At 75.0% G+C, this 15,938-nt stretch carries 12 protein-coding genes; 8 read left to right on the top strand and 4 right to left on the bottom strand.

Annotation, left to right across the window (positions count from 1 at the left end; translation table 11 throughout):
- Window positions 1-5 precede the first annotated feature (5 nt).
- Window positions 6-1,283 carry a TerD family protein gene (locus tag ACZ6X9_RS11355; RefSeq protein ID WP_469777758.1) on the bottom strand — a complete coding sequence of 426 codons (1,278 nt, stop codon included), beginning with the start codon at window positions 1,281-1,283 and terminating at the stop codon, window positions 6-8.
- 240 nt (window positions 1,284-1,523) lie between these two features.
- Here ACZ6X9_RS11355 and ACZ6X9_RS11350 point away from each other — a divergent pair, with 240 nt between their 5' ends.
- Window positions 1,524-2,675 (top strand): serine hydrolase domain-containing protein, encoded by a 1,152-nt coding sequence (locus ACZ6X9_RS11350; RefSeq protein ID WP_469777757.1) that lies wholly within the window; start codon window positions 1,524-1,526, stop codon window positions 2,673-2,675.
- 85 nt (window positions 2,676-2,760) lie between these two features.
- Here the strand turns inward: ACZ6X9_RS11350 and ACZ6X9_RS11345 are convergent, their stop codons facing one another.
- A complete protein-coding gene (locus tag ACZ6X9_RS11345; protein WP_469778628.1) occupies window positions 2,761-3,414 on the bottom strand; it encodes a response regulator transcription factor in 654 nt (217 codons plus the stop codon).
- A gap of 206 nt (window positions 3,415-3,620) precedes the next feature.
- On the bottom strand, window positions 3,621-5,195 hold the full coding sequence (locus ACZ6X9_RS11340; protein ID WP_469777756.1) for a sensor histidine kinase: 1,575 nt from the start codon (window positions 5,193-5,195) through the stop codon (window positions 3,621-3,623).
- A gap of 231 nt (window positions 5,196-5,426) precedes the next feature.
- Here ACZ6X9_RS11340 and ACZ6X9_RS11335 point away from each other — a divergent pair, with 231 nt between their 5' ends.
- From ACZ6X9_RS11335 to ACZ6X9_RS11325, 3 genes are all read left to right on the top strand, one after another.
- Window positions 5,427-6,476 carry a methyltransferase gene (locus ACZ6X9_RS11335; protein WP_469777755.1) on the top strand — a complete coding sequence of 350 codons (1,050 nt, stop codon included), beginning with the start codon at window positions 5,427-5,429 and terminating at the stop codon, window positions 6,474-6,476.
- A gap of 346 nt (window positions 6,477-6,822) precedes the next feature.
- Entirely contained in the window at window positions 6,823-7,926 is a 1,104-nt protein-coding gene (locus tag ACZ6X9_RS11330) for an amidohydrolase family protein (RefSeq protein ID WP_469777754.1), read from the top strand.
- A 207-nt stretch (window positions 7,927-8,133) separates the two neighbouring features.
- Window positions 8,134-9,132 (top strand): SCO1860 family LAETG-anchored protein, encoded by a 999-nt coding sequence (locus ACZ6X9_RS11325; RefSeq protein ID WP_469777753.1) that lies wholly within the window; start codon window positions 8,134-8,136, stop codon window positions 9,130-9,132.
- 146 nt (window positions 9,133-9,278) lie between these two features.
- Here ACZ6X9_RS11325 and cobC read toward each other — a convergent pair whose 3' ends face one another.
- Window positions 9,279-10,331 carry an Rv2231c family pyridoxal phosphate-dependent protein CobC gene (gene cobC, locus ACZ6X9_RS11320; protein WP_469777752.1) on the bottom strand — a complete coding sequence of 351 codons (1,053 nt, stop codon included), beginning with the start codon at window positions 10,329-10,331 and terminating at the stop codon, window positions 9,279-9,281.
- 370 nt (window positions 10,332-10,701) lie between these two features.
- On the opposite strand from cobC, the gene ACZ6X9_RS11315 reads away from it, so the two are divergent.
- From ACZ6X9_RS11315 to ACZ6X9_RS11300, 4 genes are all read left to right on the top strand, one after another.
- Window positions 10,702-11,226: a (2Fe-2S)-binding protein gene (locus tag ACZ6X9_RS11315; protein WP_469777751.1), complete on the top strand. Its 525-nt coding sequence runs from the start codon at window positions 10,702-10,704 to the stop codon at window positions 11,224-11,226.
- The gene (locus tag ACZ6X9_RS11310; RefSeq protein ID WP_469777750.1) at window positions 11,219-12,277 is read left to right on the top strand and encodes an FAD binding domain-containing protein; all 1,059 of its coding nucleotides are present in this window, start codon (window positions 11,219-11,221) and stop codon (window positions 12,275-12,277) included. Before ACZ6X9_RS11315 ends, ACZ6X9_RS11310 begins: the two co-directional genes overlap by 8 nt.
- A 256-nt stretch (window positions 12,278-12,533) precedes the next feature.
- Window positions 12,534-14,720: a xanthine dehydrogenase family protein molybdopterin-binding subunit gene (locus ACZ6X9_RS11305; protein ID WP_469777749.1), complete on the top strand. Its 2,187-nt coding sequence runs from the start codon at window positions 12,534-12,536 to the stop codon at window positions 14,718-14,720.
- A 61-nt stretch (window positions 14,721-14,781) separates the two neighbouring features.
- Window positions 14,782-15,900 carry an XdhC family protein gene (locus ACZ6X9_RS11300; protein ID WP_469777748.1) on the top strand — a complete coding sequence of 373 codons (1,119 nt, stop codon included), beginning with the start codon at window positions 14,782-14,784 and terminating at the stop codon, window positions 15,898-15,900.
- The last annotated feature ends 38 nt before the right edge of the window (window positions 15,901-15,938 follow it).

Genomic DNA, 15,938 nt, shown 5'->3' with positions numbered 1-15,938 from the left:
GGCCGTCAGAGCGCCTGCGCCCCCGGGTTGACCAGGTCGCGGACGGTCTTGGACTTCACGAACTCGCCGATGGCCGTCATCTCCCACTCGCCCGAGAACTGGCGGATGAACTTGCACATCAGCACGCCCGTCTTGGCCTCCGACCCGGTGAGGTCGAAGCGGACGAGTTCCTCTCCGGTCTGGCCGTCGAGCAGGCGGCAGTACGCCTTGGCGACGTTGGTGAACTTCTGGCCGCTGTAGGAGCTGACGGTGAAGACCAGGCCGGTGACCTCCGGCGGCAGGCCGCCGAGGTGGACGGTGATCGTCTCGTCGTCGCCCGAGCCCGCGCCCGTCAGGTTGTCACCGGAGTGCTGGACCGCGCCGCCCAGGATCATCAGCTTGCCGAAGTAGCAGGCGTCGATCATGTTGCGCTGGGGGCCGTAGGCGATGACGGAGGCGTCCAGGTCGATGGCCCGGCCGCCGAACGCCGGCTCCCAGCCGAGACCCATCCGGACCGACTGGGTCAGCGGCCGGCCGCCCTTGACCAGGGAGACGGTCTGGTTCTTCCGGAGGCTCACCCGGCCCTTGTCCAGGTTGACCTTTCCCGTGCCCGGCGCGGGGGCCGGGGGCATCGGCGGGGCCGGGGGCGCGGGCGGGAGGGGCGCGCCGAACGCGCCGGCCGGGGGCTGCGGGGCGGCGGTTACGGGCGGAGCGGCGGTTACGGGCGGGGCGGCGGGGGCCGCCGGCGGAGCGGGAGCCGCGGCCGGAGCCACCGGGGGTGCCGCCGGGGGCGTGGGGGCCGCGGGGGCCGGTTCCTCCACGCTCACGCCGAAGTCGGTGGCGATGCCGGCCAGACCGTCGGCGTAGCCCTGGCCGACCGCCCGCACCTTCCAGGCGTCGTTGCGCCGGTAGACCTCGACGACGATCAGCGCGGTCTCGGTGCCGAGCCTCGGCGGGGTGAAAGTGGCCAGCGGGGCGCCGGAGGCGGCGTCCCGGACGGTCGCGGTCGGTTCGGTGCCGGCGAAGGTGGTGCCGGGGGCGTCCAGGCTCGCCGTGACGACGACCTTCTCGATGCCGGCGGGCACGGCGGCCGTGTCGACGGTGATCGAGTCGGGCGCGCCGCCCGTCCCGGCGCTGTGGGTCACGCCGGGGCCCGTGGGCTGGTTGTAGAAGACGAAGTCGTCGTCGGAGCGCACCTTGCCATCGGCGGTGAGCAGCAGGCCCGAGACGTCGAGCCGCACGGGCGCGGCGACGTCCACCGTCACGCGGGTGACGGAGAGAGGGATGTTCGAGCCGGGGGTCATAGCGGTCATGATCCGTTCAACGCGTGATCGGCCTTTGCGGTTCCATGACCCGGCCGCCGGTTCGCGGGCGGTGGGCGGACCGTGGCACCGGCGGGCGGAATATCATGATCGACTTTGCTGCTGTGTATCGTGCCCTTCTTTTGATCACGACGCGGGAACGCGGAAACGGGGGACACGATGGCGGGCGCGACCGGCATGACCGGCACAACGGACACAGCGAACACAACGGGCGCAACGGGCATGGCGGACACCCTCGTCCACGGGACGGTGGCCGAGGGCTTCGAGCGGGTGCGCGAGGTGTTCGCCGCGACGCTCGCCGAAGAGCGGGCCGGGCACTCCGCCCAGTTGGCCGCGTATGTCCACGGACGGCGGGTGGTCGACCTCTGGGGCGGCCCGGAGATGAACGGCGACTCGCTCACCGGCGTCTTCTCGTCCACCAAGGGCGCCGCCCACCTCGTCGTCGCGCTGCTCGTCCAGGACGGGACGCTCGACCTGGACCGCGAAGTGCGGCACTACTGGCCCGAGTTCGCGGCGGCCGGCAAGGAACACGTCACCCTGCGCGATCTGATCTCCCACCGGGCGGGCCTGGTCGGCGCGGACGGCGGGTTCACCCCCGAGGAACTGGCCGACGACCGTGCGATCGCCGAGCGGCTGGCCGCCCAGCGTCCGTACTGGCGGCCGGGCGCCGCCTTCGGCTACCACGCGCTCGTCATCGGCGCGCTGACCGGCGAGGTCGTCCGCCGCGTCACCGGCCTGACCCTGCAGGAGGTGTACGAGACGCGCGTCCGCGCGCCGTACGGCATCGACTTCTTCATGGGGCTCCCCGAGGAGCACGAGCCCCGCCGGCTCACCACCCAGCCGATGGACCCGACACCCGAGCAGAAGCGGCAGCGGGCGGCGGCGGCCCACGGGCCGGACAGCCTCCCGGGCATCGCCTTCAACCGCAACCACCCCAAGACCCCGACGGACCTGGAAGCGCTGCCCAACACGGAGGTGATCCGCGCGGGCGGACCCGCCTCGGTCGGCGGTTTCGCCTCGGCCCGGGGGCTGGCCCGACTGTACGCCGCCGCCGTCAGCGGGGTGGACGGCCGGGACCCGCTGCTGACGCCCGACATGGCGGCGCGGGTCGCCGAGATCCAGTCGGCGGGGCACGACCTGGTCAACGGCGCCTACCAGGCGTACGGGCTGGGCTTCGTCGTGGTGTCCGAGCACTACCCCTTCCTGGGCGCCCGCTCCTTCGGCCACAGCGGCGCGGCCGGCTCGCTGGGCTTCGCCGACCCGGGGGCGGGCCTCGCCTTCGGCTACAACCGGCGGCGGTGCGCGTTCCCGGGCGGGGCGGCGCCGGAGACGCTCCCCCTCGCCAAGGTCGTGCGGGAGTGCGCGGTGGGGTGAGGCTGGCCCCTGCCCCCCCCTGCCCCCCTGCCCGCCCTTCGCCGGGGGGCGCCGCCGGTCCCCGGGCACCGGACGCTCGGGCGGGTCACCGCGGCGAGACGAACCCCGTCTCGTACGCCGCCACCACCGCCTGCGTCCGGTCGCGGACGCCCAGCTTGGCGAGGACCCCCGCCACGTACGTCTTCACCGTCGCCGCGCCCAGGAACAGCCGTTCCGCGATCTCCGCGTTGGACAGGCCCTCGGCCATCAGTCGCAGGACCTCCGCCTCCCGGTCGGAGAGCCGGGCGCGCAGTCGGTCGGCCTCGGCGCGGGTGGCGCGTCCGGCGGCGTGGACGGCGGCCAGGGAGCGGACGGCGGCGGGGAAGAGGAGCGAGTCGCTGCGGGCCACCAGGCGTACGGCGTCCACGAGTTCGTCGGCCCCGGCCCGCTTGAGGAGGAAGCCGGACGCGCCGGCGCGCAGGGCGTCGTACACGTAGCTGTCGTTCTCGAAGGTGGTGACGACGATGACGCGCGGCGGCTCGGCCATCGACGCCAGGATCCGTTCGGTGGCGCGGATCCCGTCGGCCTCCGGCATCCGCACGTCCATCAGCACGATGTCCGGGCACAGGGCCCTGGTGACGGTCAGGGCCTCGGCGCCGGTCGTGGCCTCGCCGACGACCTCCATATCCGGTTCGGCGCCCAGGATGGCGCAGAGGGCGGTGCGGACCATGTTCTCGTCGTCGGCGACGACGATGCGCAGGGGGCTTCGTTCGCCGGTGGCGGAGGTGGCGGAGGTGGCGGAGGTGGCGGAGGTCGGCGAGGCGGTAGCGGTAACGCTGGCGGTGTTGGCGTCCGTCGCGGACGTCGGGTGTGTCACCGGTGCCTGGTGTGCAGCGGACGTCGGGTGTGCCGCAGGTGCCTGGTGTGCAGCGGGCATCGGGTGCGTCGCGGGCGTCGGAAGGGTGCTCACCGGGCGCCACCGCCCAGCGGCAGGCGTACGGACAGCCGCCACACGCCGTCCCGCGCCCCCGCGGTGCTGGTACCGCGCAGCAGGCGGGCGCGCTCGGCGATGCCGGTCAGCCCGCGACCGCCGCCGCCGCGGGTACGGGCGGGGGTGCGCCCGACGGGGTTCTCCACGGTGACCTCCAGGGTCTCGGTGTCGGTGGTGACGCTGAGCCGCACGGGCACCGGGCCCGCGTGGCGCAGGGCGTTGGTCAGGCCCTCCTGGACGATCCGGTAGGCCTCGCGGGAGACGACGGGCGGCAGGGCCCCCAGCCCCTCCGGTGCGGTCACGTCGACCGTGCCGCCGGCGGCGCGGGTGCGTTCCACGAGCGCGTCGAGGTCCGCCAGGGTCGGCGCGGGCACGGCGGAGGCCGGGCCGTCCTCGCGCAACAGGCCGCGTACGGTGTCCAGTTCGCCGACCGCCTCGCGCGTCGTCTCCTCGATCGAGGCGAGCGCCCGGCGGGCGAAGGCGGGATCGCGGTCGAGGACCCGGCGGGCGGCGCCGGCCTGGAGGAGGACCGCGCTCAGCGCATGCCCGACGGAGTCGTGCAGTTCGCGGGCGAGCCGGTTGCGCAGGGCCAGTTCGTGGGCCCGCCGTTCGGCCGCCGTCAGCCGGTCGGCCGGTGTCGGGCCGAGGAGGACGGGCGCGCAGCGCGCCAGCAGGGCGCCGGCCGCCCGGGACACGGCCGTGAGCAGCACCAGCAGCCCCAGCCCGGCCAGGGGCGCCAGCAGTGGCAGCAACGGGCCGCCGAACAACCGGAACCAGGGCAGTCGGCCGGGCGCGTCCGGATCCAGCAGCGGCAGCAGTCCCAGTGCGACGGCGCCGGGCGGCGTGGCCAGGGACATGCCGCTGACGACGCCGCCCAGCGCGAGGTGCAGGGTGAAGTAGGCGGCGGGGCGCACGCGTTCGGACCAGGTACGGGCCGGGCCGGTGGCCAGTTCGGCCTCCCCGATGTCGCACAGGACGCGCGCGGTCGCGCTCTCCAGCGGGCGGATCAGGGGGAAGAGCAGCGCCGAGAGGGCGGCGAGGGGCAGCGCCGTGACGAAGGTGGTGACCTGCGTGACGGGGGAGAGGAACGCGGTGACGCCGTCGCCGTGGCGGACGAGCGACAGGAGCACGTTCGCCGCCAGGAAGTACGGCATCACCAGGGCGCCGCCCATCAGCAGGTGCACCCAGCGCAACCGCGCGCGGCGGCCGAGGAGGGCGGTGAGCGGGCGGGTCGGCAGGTGCACCGGCGGGAGCACCGGCAGCAGTCTCGGCAGGCGCGTCGGCAGGAGCTTCGGCAAGGGATTCGACGAGTGGTTCGGGCGGCGCTTCGGCCGGCGGCCCTCCGGCTCCGGCCCGTGGTCCGGCTTGGTGCGGTGGTCTTCCGGCTTGAGGCAGTGGACCTCCGGCTTGGTGCGGGCGTCCGGGTCCCCGTCGCCCGGAACCGGAGCTTTCCGTTCCGTCTCAAAAGCCGGAGCGGGTACGGACGGTGCGGGGGCGCGCGTCTCCGGGCGCGAGCCGTTCGTCACGGCGCCGCGCGGACGTACGAGCACGCGTGCGCGGGTGGCCGTGCGCCGGCCGGCGGTCTGTCGATCACGGGCACAGCGTAGGCGAAGGGCACACGCCCGACGGGGGGCGAGCCCGCTCCCCGCCGGTCCGCCGTCCCGCTCGGTGTCAGAACGGCCACAGCACCGCCCCGATGAGGGGCCGGGACTGGACGCGGCAGCACGACATGGTCCACTTTCGACACCACACGCGACCGCCCGATCATCCGAGGAGTGCATGTGAACGATCTCGACGCCGCCCGACAGGGCGGCCCCGGCGCGCTGGACTCGATATTGCGCATCGCCTTCGGCTTCCAGGCTTCGAAGGTGCTGTTCGCCGCGGTCCGCTTCGGAGTCTTCACGGAACTTGCGCGGGCCGAAGCACCGCTGACCGCCGAGGAACTGCGGGACCGGACCGGCCTGCACCCCCGCGCCGCCCGGGACTTCTTCGACGCGCTGGTGGCCCTCAACCTGCTGGATCGCGGGCCGGGACCCGACGGCCGGTATGCCAACACCCCCGTGACCGCCCGTTATCTGGACCGCGACAGTTCCACCTATGTGGGCTCCGCCCTGGAGATGTACGACAACCGGCTCTACGGGTTCTGGGGCAGCCTCGCCGACGGGCTGCGGACCGGCGAACCGCAGAACGAGATCAAGGACGGCGGTGAACTCTTCGGCACGCTCTACAAGGACCCCGAGCGCCTGGCCTCCTTCCAGCAGGCGATGACCGGGCTCACCATGCGCTCCGCGGACGCCCTCGCCGAGGCCGTGGACTGGTCCGCCCACCGCACCGTCGCCGACATCGGCTGCGCCGAGGGCGCCATGCTCAGCCACATCCTCAACCGCCACCCGCACCTGCGCGGCACCGGGTTCGACCTGGCGGCCGTCCGCGGCAACTTCGAGCGGTACCGCGAGCGTTGCGGCCCCGCCGACCGGCTCGCGTTCACGGCCGGGAACTTCTTCGCCGACCCGCTGCCCCGCGCCGACGTCCTGCTCTTCGGCCACATCCTGCACGACTGGGACCTGCCGACGAAGCGGATGCTGCTGCGCAAGGCGTACGAGGCCCTGCCGGAGGGCGGCCTCGTCGTCGTCCACGAGAGCTTCATCGACGACGACCGGCGGGAGAACCTGGTCGGACTGCTCGGCAGCCTCAACATGCTCATCGAGACCCCGGGCGGCTTCGACTGCACCGCCGCCGACTGCCGGGGCTGGCTCGCGGAGGCGGGCTTCCGGGAGACGTGGTCGCGGCACCTGGCGGGCGCGGAGACGATGGTCGCCGGCCGCAAGTGACCGCCGCCCGCGTCGGACCGCCGCGGCGGACGGCCGTGACAGCGGACGAGTGCGACGCCGGACGAATGCGACGGCGGACGGGCGCGACGGCGGTCGGGCACGGTGACCGACGGGCGCGGCGGCGGGCGGGCGCGACGGCTGCCGGGGACGGTGACCAACGGGCGCGGCAGTGAACGGGTACGGCGACGAACGGATCCGGCCACCTGACCTGACGCCCGAGGTGACACGCGTGACACTTGCGGAGACGCGTCCGGGCGGGAGACTGGCGGGGATCGACCGCCGCCCGCGGGACCGGACGCGTCCGTACCGCCGGTGGCGCGATGACGCCTGCCGGACGGGAGAGGACATGACGCACGACAGCACGGTGCTGCACATCAAGGGACGGGTGCTCACCGGCCCGGACCCCGACGGCGGGGTGCGCGACGAGATGTGGGTGACCGGCGGGCGGATCACCTTCGACCGTCCGGCGGGCGCCCGGGACGTCACCACCGTCGAGGGCTGGGCGCTGCCGGGCCTGGTGGACGCCCACTGCCACGTGGGCCTCGACGCGCACGGCGCGGTCGACGCGGCGACGGCCGAGAAGCAGGCGCTGACCGAACGGGAGGCGGGCGCCCTGCTGCTGCGCGACGCCGGTTCCCCGTCCGACACCCGCTGGGTCGACGACCGGGAGGACCTGCCGCGCATCATCCGCGCCGGGCGCCACATCGCCCGTACCCGCCGCTACATCCGCAACTACGCCCACGAGATCGAGCCCGAGGACCTGGTGGCGTACGTGGCGCGGGAGGCGCGGCGCGGCGACGGGTGGGTCAAGCTGGTGGGCGACTGGATCGACCGGGAGACCGGTGACCTGGCCGCCTGCTGGCCGCGCGGCGAGGTCGAGGCGGCCATCGCCGAGGCGCACCGGCTGGGCGCCCGGGTGACGGCGCACTGCTTCGCCGAGGAGTCGCTGGCGCCGCTGGTGGAGGCCGGGATCGACTGCGTCGAGCACGCGACCGGGCTGACCGAGGAGACGATCCCGCTGTTCGCGGAGCGCGGGGTCGCGATCGTGCCGACGCTCGTCAACATCGCCACGTTCCCGCGGCTCGCGGAGGGCGGGGAGAAGAAGTTCCCGCGCTGGGCGGACCACATGCGGCGGCTGCACGAGCGGCGCTACCGGACGGTGGGCGCCGCGTACGACGCCGGCATCCCCGTCTACGTCGGGACGGACGCGGGCGGTTCGCTCGCCCACGGCCTGGTGGCCCAGGAGGTCGCCGAGCTGGTGAAGGCCGGGCTGCCGGCCCGGGCCGCGCTCGCCGCGGCGACCTGGGGAGCGCGCGCGTGGCTGGGGCGCCCGGGGCTGGAGGAGGGCGCGTCGGCGGACGTCGTGGTGTACGAGGCGGACCCGCGGGAGGACGTCCGGGTGCTGGCGGCACCGCGCCGGGTGATCCTGCGGGGACGTGTGGTGGGCTGAGGCGCCGAGGAGCCCGGGACGGGACCTCACTCCTGGTGCGCCTGCTTCGAACTGGCAGCCGGAAACCACCCGTTGGAGTGAACTCCCTCTAGAACACTCGCTGTTCACCCGTCCGGGAACGACCATGACGTGGTCGATGCCGACGGCGCGCGATGTCCCCCATCGGCGCGCCGTCGGCTCCTTTCTCTCGTGGGGAGTTCCACACCCGTGTCCAGCACCACCAGCTCTTCCTTCGGCATGCCCGTTTCCCGGCGGACGGGCGTCCGTTACGCGGCCGTCCTGACGGCGTTCTCGGCGCTCTCCGGGGCCGCGGCCGGCGTCACCCCCGCCCACGCCACCCCCGCCGCCCCCGTCACCGGCGACCACCGCACGGGCAAGGCCGACGCCGTCGTCCTCCGCGCCGGCCTCGACGTCTCGCTGCTCGACAAAACCGTCCGGGTGCCGGTCAACGCGTCCCTCAACGACGTCCACGCCCCCGGGAACGCCGCGCGCACCGCCCTCTCCGTACAGGTCGGCGGCGCCGAGCGCGGCCGGCCGGTGGAATTGCTCCGCGCCGACGCGGCCACCGCCCGCGCCACGGCCGACGCCCGCGCGGCGACGGCCCGCGCCGAACTCCTCCACGCCAAGCTGCACGTCCCCGGCCTGCCGCTGCTCTCCCTGATCGAGACCCGGCAGGTCACCTCGGAGGCGGTCTGCCGGGCCGGGCAGCGCCCCACGGCCACGTCCGACGTGCTGGGCCCGGTGACCGTCCTCGGCAAGAAGGTCACCCTGCGCGCCGGCGGCACGACCGCCGTCGACGTGCCGGGCGTCGGCCGCGTCCGCCTCGACCTGTCGAAGACCGTCACCACGTCGCGCACCGGGGCGGCGACCGCCCTCGAACTGGCCGTCGACGTCAACCCGTTGAAGCTCAACGTCGCCGAGGTGCACGGCCGCGTCACCCTCGTCAAGGCCGCCTGCGAGACCCCGGACGCAACCAAGCCCGCCAAGCAGCCCCCGGTCCCCGCCGGCCAGACCCCCGGCAAGAAGCCCACCCAGGCCCCCGGCACCGACGTCAAGCCGCAGACGGTCGCCGACAAACGCGACCTCGCCGAGACCGGCGGCTCCTCGGCCACCCCCTGGATCGCCGGCGCGGCCGCCCTCCTCGTCGCCGGAGGCGGCGGCACCTACCTCGCGGCCCGCCGCCGGACAGCGGGGCGACGCGGCTGAGAGGGACGGCGCAGGGCGGGGGCCGGGCGGCCGGACACGGTGAACGGCCACCGGGGCTCCGCCCGCAGCCGGTCACCGGTGCCGAAGTGCACACCCCCGCCCCCGGCCGCCCGGGGCTTCCCGCGCGCCGGACCTCACCCGCCCTCTCAGCCCTCCGCCAACGTCTTTTCCAGTGCCTCCGCGAAGCGGTCCGTCGTCGTGCGGTCGCGGACGGCCAGGCGGAGGTAGTCGGGGCCGAGGCCCGGGAAGGTGTCGCCGCGGCGGACGGCGAAGCCGAGGCCGCGGAGGCGGGTGCGGACGGCGGTGGCGTGGGGGAGGCGGATCAGGAGGAAGGGGCCGGCCGCCGGGGAACAGACCGTTATCGACGGGAACATGGAGAGGCGGTACTCCAGGTGCGCCCGGTCCGAGGCGATGCGGTGGGCCGCGTGGGCGGCCTCCGCGAGGGCCGGGGGCGCGCTGCATGCCTCGGCCGCCACCAGGGCCGGGGAGGACACCGGCCAGAGCGGCTGGGCGCGTTCGAGGCGGGCGACCGTGCCCGGTGACGCGAGGACGTAGCCGACCCGCAGTCCGGCCAGACCCCACGTCTTGGTGAGGCTGCGGAGGACGACCAGCCCGGGCAGGTCCGTACGGGACGCCAGGGACTCGCCCTCGCCCGGCACCGCGTCCATGAACGCCTCGTCCACCACCAGCGTCCGGCCCGGGCGGGCCAGCCGGGCCAGGGTCGTGGCCGGGTGCAGGACGGACGTGGGGTTGGTGGGGTTGCCGACGACGACCAGGTCCGCGTCGGAGGGCACCGCGCGCGGGTCCAGCCGGAAGCCGTCGGCCGCGTCCAGCACCACCCGCTCCACGCTGTGCCCGGCGTCCCGCAGCGCCGCCTCCGGCTCGGTGAACTGCGGGTGCACCACCACCGGGCGACGCGCCGGCAGGGCCCGGGCGATCAGCACGAACGCCTCCGCCGCGCCGGCCGTCAGCAGGACGCGTTCCTCCGGCAGCCCGTGGCGGGCCGCGACCGCCCGGCGGGCCGCCCGGCCGTCCGGGTAGGCGGCGAGGGCGTCGACGGAGGCGGCGATGCGCTCGCGCAGCCAGCGCGGCGGCGTGCCCGCCCGGACGTTGACCGCCAGGTCCGTCAACTCGTCGCCCATGCCGCGCACTTCGGCGTCCCCGTGATGGCGCAGGTCGGGCTCGGGGGATATGTGCATGAGCGGGGATACCTTCTCGCTGTGCGGCGGCGTACCGGCGGTGTTCCGGTGCCGCTCCGGCGGTTTTCCGGTGGGGGAAACGTTACCGGGTTCAGGGGGTGCCGTTCCGTGCGGTCCTCCCCGCCCGCGCGCGGCCCCGGCCGTCATCCGTCCCCCGTTGTCCGCCGTCCGCCGTCCGCCGTCCGCCGTCCGCCGTCCGCCGTCCGCCGTCCGCCGTCCGCCGTCCGTCATCCGTGGTCCGCCGCCGTGTCGCCGGTCCTCCGCGTCGTCCCGGTCTTAGGATCACCCCGTTGCGTCCGCAATGTCGGATTATGTGCACGTATCTTCGGTGGTACTCGGCAGTGCTCGGCAGTGTTCAGCGTGGAGGGTGATGGTCGTGAACGGTTCCGCTGCGGCGGCCGACGGGACGGCCGGGCCCGTCGTCCGGGTGCCGGTGAGCCTGCGGGTGAACGGTTCCGAACGGCGGATCGAGGTGGACACCCGGACCTCGCTGCTGGACGCCCTCCGCGACGCCCTCGCCCTGACCGGTACGAAGAAGGGCTGCGACCAGGGCCAGTGCGGTGCCTGCACGGTGCACCTCGACGGCAAGCGGGTGCTGTCCTGCCTCACCCTCGCGGCGAGCGCCGACGGACGTGAGGTCCGGACGATCGAGGGGCTGGAGCGGGACGGCGCACCGCATCCGATGCAGGAGGCGTTCGCCCGCCACGACGCCCTCCAGTGCGGCTACTGCACCCCGGGCCAGATCATGTCGGCCGTCGCCCTGATCGAGGAGGGCCGGGCCGGCTCGGACGACGACGTCCGCGAATTCATGAGCGGCAACCTCTGCCGCTGCGGCGCCTACCCGCACATCGTCGCCGCGATCCGCGAGGTGGCCGCCGGAGGCCCGCGTGCGTAGCTTCGCGTACGTCCGGGCCGGGACCGTCGAGGAGGCGGTCGCCGAGGTCGCCGCCGATCCGGAGGCCGCCTTCCTCGCCGGCGGGACGACCCAGGTGGATTTGATGCGGGACGAGGTGTTCCGGCCCGCCCGGCTGGTGGACGTCACCCGGCTGCCCCTGCGGGGCGTGCGACGCGGCGACGGCGTCCTCGTCGCCGGCGCGCTGACCACCATGGAGGAGCTGGCCGCGCACGAGGACGTGGCCGCCCGACTGCCGCTGGTCCGCGAGGCGCTGCTGCGCGGGGCCTCGCCGCAGCTCCGGCACATGGCCACCCTCGGCGGCAACCTCCTGCAACGCACCCGCTGCCGCTACTACCGCGACCCGAGCCAGGCCTGCAACAAGCGCGCGCCCGGCACCGGCTGCGCCGCCCTCGACGGCCACCACCGCACGCACGCCGTCCTCGGCACCAGCCCGCACTGCATCGCCACCCACCCGTCCGACCTGGCCGTCGCCCTGCTCGCGCTGGACACCTCGGTACGCGTCCACGGGCCGGACGGCGAACGGGCGGTGCCGCTGACGGAGTTCTACCGGACGCCCGGCGCCACCCCGCACGTCGAGAACGCCCTCGGGCACGGGGAGCTGATCACCCACCTGGAGATCCCGCTGCTGCCGCCGGAGGCGCGGTCGGGCTATCTGAAGGTCCGGGACCGGGCCAGTTACGAGTTCGCGCTCGCCTCCGTCGCCGCCGCGCTGGTCCTCGACGACGGGCGGATCCGCTCCGCGCGGCTCGCCCTCGGCGGCGTCGGCACCGTCCCCTGGCGCGTGCTCCGCGCCGAGGAACTGCTGTGCGGAGCCCGGCCCGAGCGGGACGTCTTCGAGGCGGCGGCGGAGGCCGCGCTGGACGGCGCCGAGGGCAGGCCCGACAACGGCTTCAAGATCGAGCTCGGCCGGCGGGCGGTCGTCCGGACGCTGGACGCTCTGGCGCGCGGCGAGAACCCCGGCGGGGTGGCGCCGGATGAACGCCCCGGCGGGGCGGGACCGTCGCCCCTCGACCGGGAGATCACGTCGTGACCGGGAGACCACGTCATGGCCGGGAGATCACGTCATGGCCAGGGAGACCGCGTCGTGACCAGGGAGACCACGTCATGACCCATGACCGAGGAAGGCCGGCCCGGGCTCGGGAGGACCGGCCCACGGCCGGGAGGGCCGGGACGTGACCACGGGGGGCCGGGGCCCGAGGAAGCGAGCCGTGGCCGGAGGAACCGGGCCATGAGCAGAGGAACCGAGCCGTGACCGGGGGACCGACCGTGACCGGAAGGGCTGACCCATGACAGCGACCCAGCTCGGCGAGGGCATCGACCGCGTCGACGCGCGGGCGAAGACCGGCGGCCGGGCCGCGTACGCGACGGACGCCGCGTACCCCGGCCTCGCCCACGCCGTCCTCGTCCAGAGCACGATCGCCGCCGGCCGGATCACCGCCCTCGACACGGCGGCGGCCGGGGCCGCGCCCGGTGTGCTGACGGTGCTCACCCACGAGAACGTCCCCCCGCTGCACGAGGTGCCGGACCGGTCCTCGTCGCTGCCGCCGCCCCCGCTGCGGGAGGACCGGATCCGGCACCACGGCCAGACCGTCGCGGTGGTGGTGGCCGACACCTTCGAGCAGGCGACCGAGGCCGCCCGGCTGGTCCGTGTGACGTACGCGGCGGACACGCCGGTCGCCGACCTCGACCACCCCGACGCCGAGCACCTCCACGACCCGTTCGGATCCGACGGCGGGACCGGTGACGTCGAGAAGGCCCTGGAGGCCGCGCCCGTCCGCGTCGAGCGGACGTACCGGACGGCGGCGAACACCAACAACCCCATGGGCCCGTTCGCCACGGTCGCCCACTGGGAGGGGGACCGACTCACCGTCCACGACTGCACCCAGGGCCCCTCCCGCACCCGCGCCGACCTCGCGGCGACGCTCGGTGTGCCGCCGGAAACCGTCCGCGTCCTCGCCCCCTACCTCGGCGGCGGCTTCGGCGCCGGGCTGCGGACCTGGGGCCACACCGTCCTGGCCGCCGTCGCGGCACGGCAGGTGGGACGGCCGGTGAAGCTGGTGCTGTCGCGCAAGCAGATGTTCACGTCGGTCGGCCACCGTCCCGACACGAAGCAGACCGTACGGCTCGGCGCCACCCGGGACGGCAGGATCACCGCCCTCGACCACCGGGCGTGGCAGTCGCTGTCGATGACCGACGAGAACTACGAGCCGGTGGCCGGCCATTCGCAGTCCTCCTACGCGAGTCCCAACATCGCCACCCGGGACGTCCAGGTCCGGCTGCACGTCCCCGCGCCCGGCTCCATGCGCGCGCCCGGCGACGCCCAGGGCAACCACGCGCTGGAGTGCGCGCTGGACGAACTCGCCTGTGAGCTGGGCATGGACCCGCTCGAACTCCGGCTGCGCAACCACGCCGACGAGCATCCCGTCACCGGACAGCAGTGGTCCGCCAACGACCTGCGCCTCTGCTACCGGGTCGGCGCCGAGGCGTTCGGCTGGTCGCGTCGCGACCCCGAGCCGCGCTCCATGCGCCGGGGCCGGACGCTGATCGGCTACGGGATGGCCGGCACGTCGTTCTTCTTCTACCAGGCCGACTGCGCGGCCCGCGTCACCGTCCGGGCGGACGGCGGCGCGGTGGTCGAGAGCGCGGGCATGGACCTCGGTACCGGTACCTACACGGTGATGACCCAACTCGCGGCGGAACTTCTGGGGTTGCCGGTACGCGCCGTGCGCATGGTGATGGGCGACAGCTCCCTTCCCGCGGCGCCCTCCGCCGGCGGCTCCGGACTCACCGGCGCCATGGGCACCGCCGTCCACACCGCCTCCCGGCACCTGCTCGGGGCCTTCCTCGACCTCGTCCGCGACGACGCCGGCTCGCCCCTGCGCGGTGTCCCCGTCGACGGCGTCCGCGCCGAGGACGGCCGTATCGTGCGCCTCGACGACGGGCGCGGCGAAAGCTACACGGACGTCCTCGCCCGGCACGGGCGGGACGCGCTGTCCGCCGAGGGCTCGTCCGAAGCGCCCGGGCAGGACGGCGGGGTGGTTCCCACCGGGCCGTACGCCGCCAAGTTCGCGGAAGTCCACGTGGACCGGGACCTCGGCGTCATCCGGGTCGCCCGCCTGGTGACCGCCGCGCACTGCGGGCGCGTCCTCAACGAGAAGACCGCCCGCAGCCAGCTCGTCGGCGGCACGGTCGGCGGCATCGGCATGGCCCTGCTGGAGGAGACCGTCACCGAACCGCACACCGGGCGCATCGCCAACCCCACCCTCGGCGACTACCTCGTCGCCGTCAACGCCGACATCCCGCGCCTGGACGTGCACTTCGTCGGCGGCCCCGACCCCACCAACCCCAACGGCACCAAAGGCTGCGGGGAACTGGGCATCCCCGGCACGTCCGCCGCCATCGCCAACGCCGTCTTCCACGCGACGGGGGTGCGGGTGCGGCGGCTGCCGATCAGGATCGAGGACGTGCTGTGAGCGCGCGTCCCCCGGCCGTGCGTCCCCCGGCCACCGCCCGTCGACCACCGGAGCGTCCACGATGCTGGGCCTTGCCCCCGAGCTGAGCCGCTGGTGCGCCCAGGGGCGCGACTTCGCCGTGGCCACCGTCGTCGCCACGCGGGGGAGCACGCCCCGGCGGCCCGGCGCCGCCCTGGCCGTCGCCGCCGACGGCACGGCCGCCGGGTCGGTCTCCGGCGGCTGCGTCGAAGCCACGGTGTACGAACTGTGCCGCCGCGCGCTGGCCACCGGAGAGTCGCTGCTCGAACGCTTCGAAGGCGACCCGGACGACCCGTTCGCCATCGGGCTCACCTGCGGCGGCACCCTCGACGTCCTCGTCACACCGGTCCCGACCGGCGGCCCCGCCGCCTCGGCGCTGGCCGCCGCAGGGCGGGGCGAGACGGTGGCGCTCGCCCGCGCCCTGGGCGGGCCCTCCGGGCCCGGCCTGCTCGTCCGCCCCGACGGCCCGCCGTACGGCACCCTCGGCGGCGGCCGGCCCCTGGACCGCGCCGCCGCCGAGGCCGCCCGGGCCCTGCTCGACGCCGGCCGCAGCGGCGTCACCGACGTCGGAACACGCCACGGGGAGCGGATTTCCCTCTGGGTGGAGACCACCGCGCCCCCGCCCCGCCTCCTCGTCTTCGGCGCCATCGACCACGCGGCCGCGCTCGTCCGCGTCGGCTCCCTCCTCGGCTACCACGTGACCGTCTGCGACGCACGGCCCGTCTTCGCCACCGAGGAACGCTTCCCCGAAGCCGACGAGGTCGTGGTCGACTGGCCCCACCGCTACCTCGACACCCAGCGGCTCGATCCGCGCGCGGTGCTGTGCGTGCTCACGCACGACGCCCGGTTCGACGTGCCCTTGCTGGTACGGGCGTTGCGGCTGCCCGTCGCGTACGTGGGGGCGATGGGGTCGCACCGGACGCATCGGGAGCGGGTGCGGCGGCTGCGGGAGGCGGGGGTGAGCGAGGGGGAGCTTTCCCGGTTGCGGTCGCCGATCGGGCTCGACCTCGGCGCCCGGACGCCCGAGGAGACCGCGCTGTCGATCGCGGCGGAGATCGTCGCTCATCGGCATGGGGGGAGCGGGGTGCCGCTCACGGGGAGCGAGGAGCCCATTCACCGGGCGGTGGGAGGCCGGCGGACGGTGCGTGTGGGATGCCCCTGACCCGCCCCTTCGCCGTTTCCTGGGGGCGAGCCCCCGAG

This window comes from Streptomyces sp. NPDC052910 (assembly GCF_055585605.1).
Note: the sequence above shows the minus strand (reverse complement) of the source record. Positions and strands in the feature narration are given on the sequence as shown.

Bases quoted from the DNA above. Each gene is read 5' to 3' on its own strand.
- ACZ6X9_RS11305 (WP_469777749.1), top strand. From the start codon at position 12,534: ATGACAGCGACCCAGCTCGGCGAGGGCATCGACCGCGTCGACGCGCGG.
- cobC (WP_469777752.1), bottom strand. From the start codon at position 10,331: ATGCACATATCCCCCGAGCCCGACCTGCGCCATCACGGGGACGCCGAA.
- ACZ6X9_RS11300 (WP_469777748.1), top strand. From the start codon at position 14,782: ATGCTGGGCCTTGCCCCCGAGCTGAGCCGCTGGTGCGCCCAGGGGCGC.
- ACZ6X9_RS11350 (WP_469777757.1), top strand. From the start codon at position 1,524: ATGGCGGACACCCTCGTCCACGGGACGGTGGCCGAGGGCTTCGAGCGG.
- ACZ6X9_RS11355 (WP_469777758.1), bottom strand. From the start codon at position 1,283: ATGACCCCCGGCTCGAACATCCCTCTCTCCGTCACCCGCGTGACGGTG.
- ACZ6X9_RS11330 (WP_469777754.1), top strand. From the start codon at position 6,823: ATGACGCACGACAGCACGGTGCTGCACATCAAGGGACGGGTGCTCACC.
- ACZ6X9_RS11315 (WP_469777751.1), top strand. From the start codon at position 10,702: ATGGTCGTGAACGGTTCCGCTGCGGCGGCCGACGGGACGGCCGGGCCC.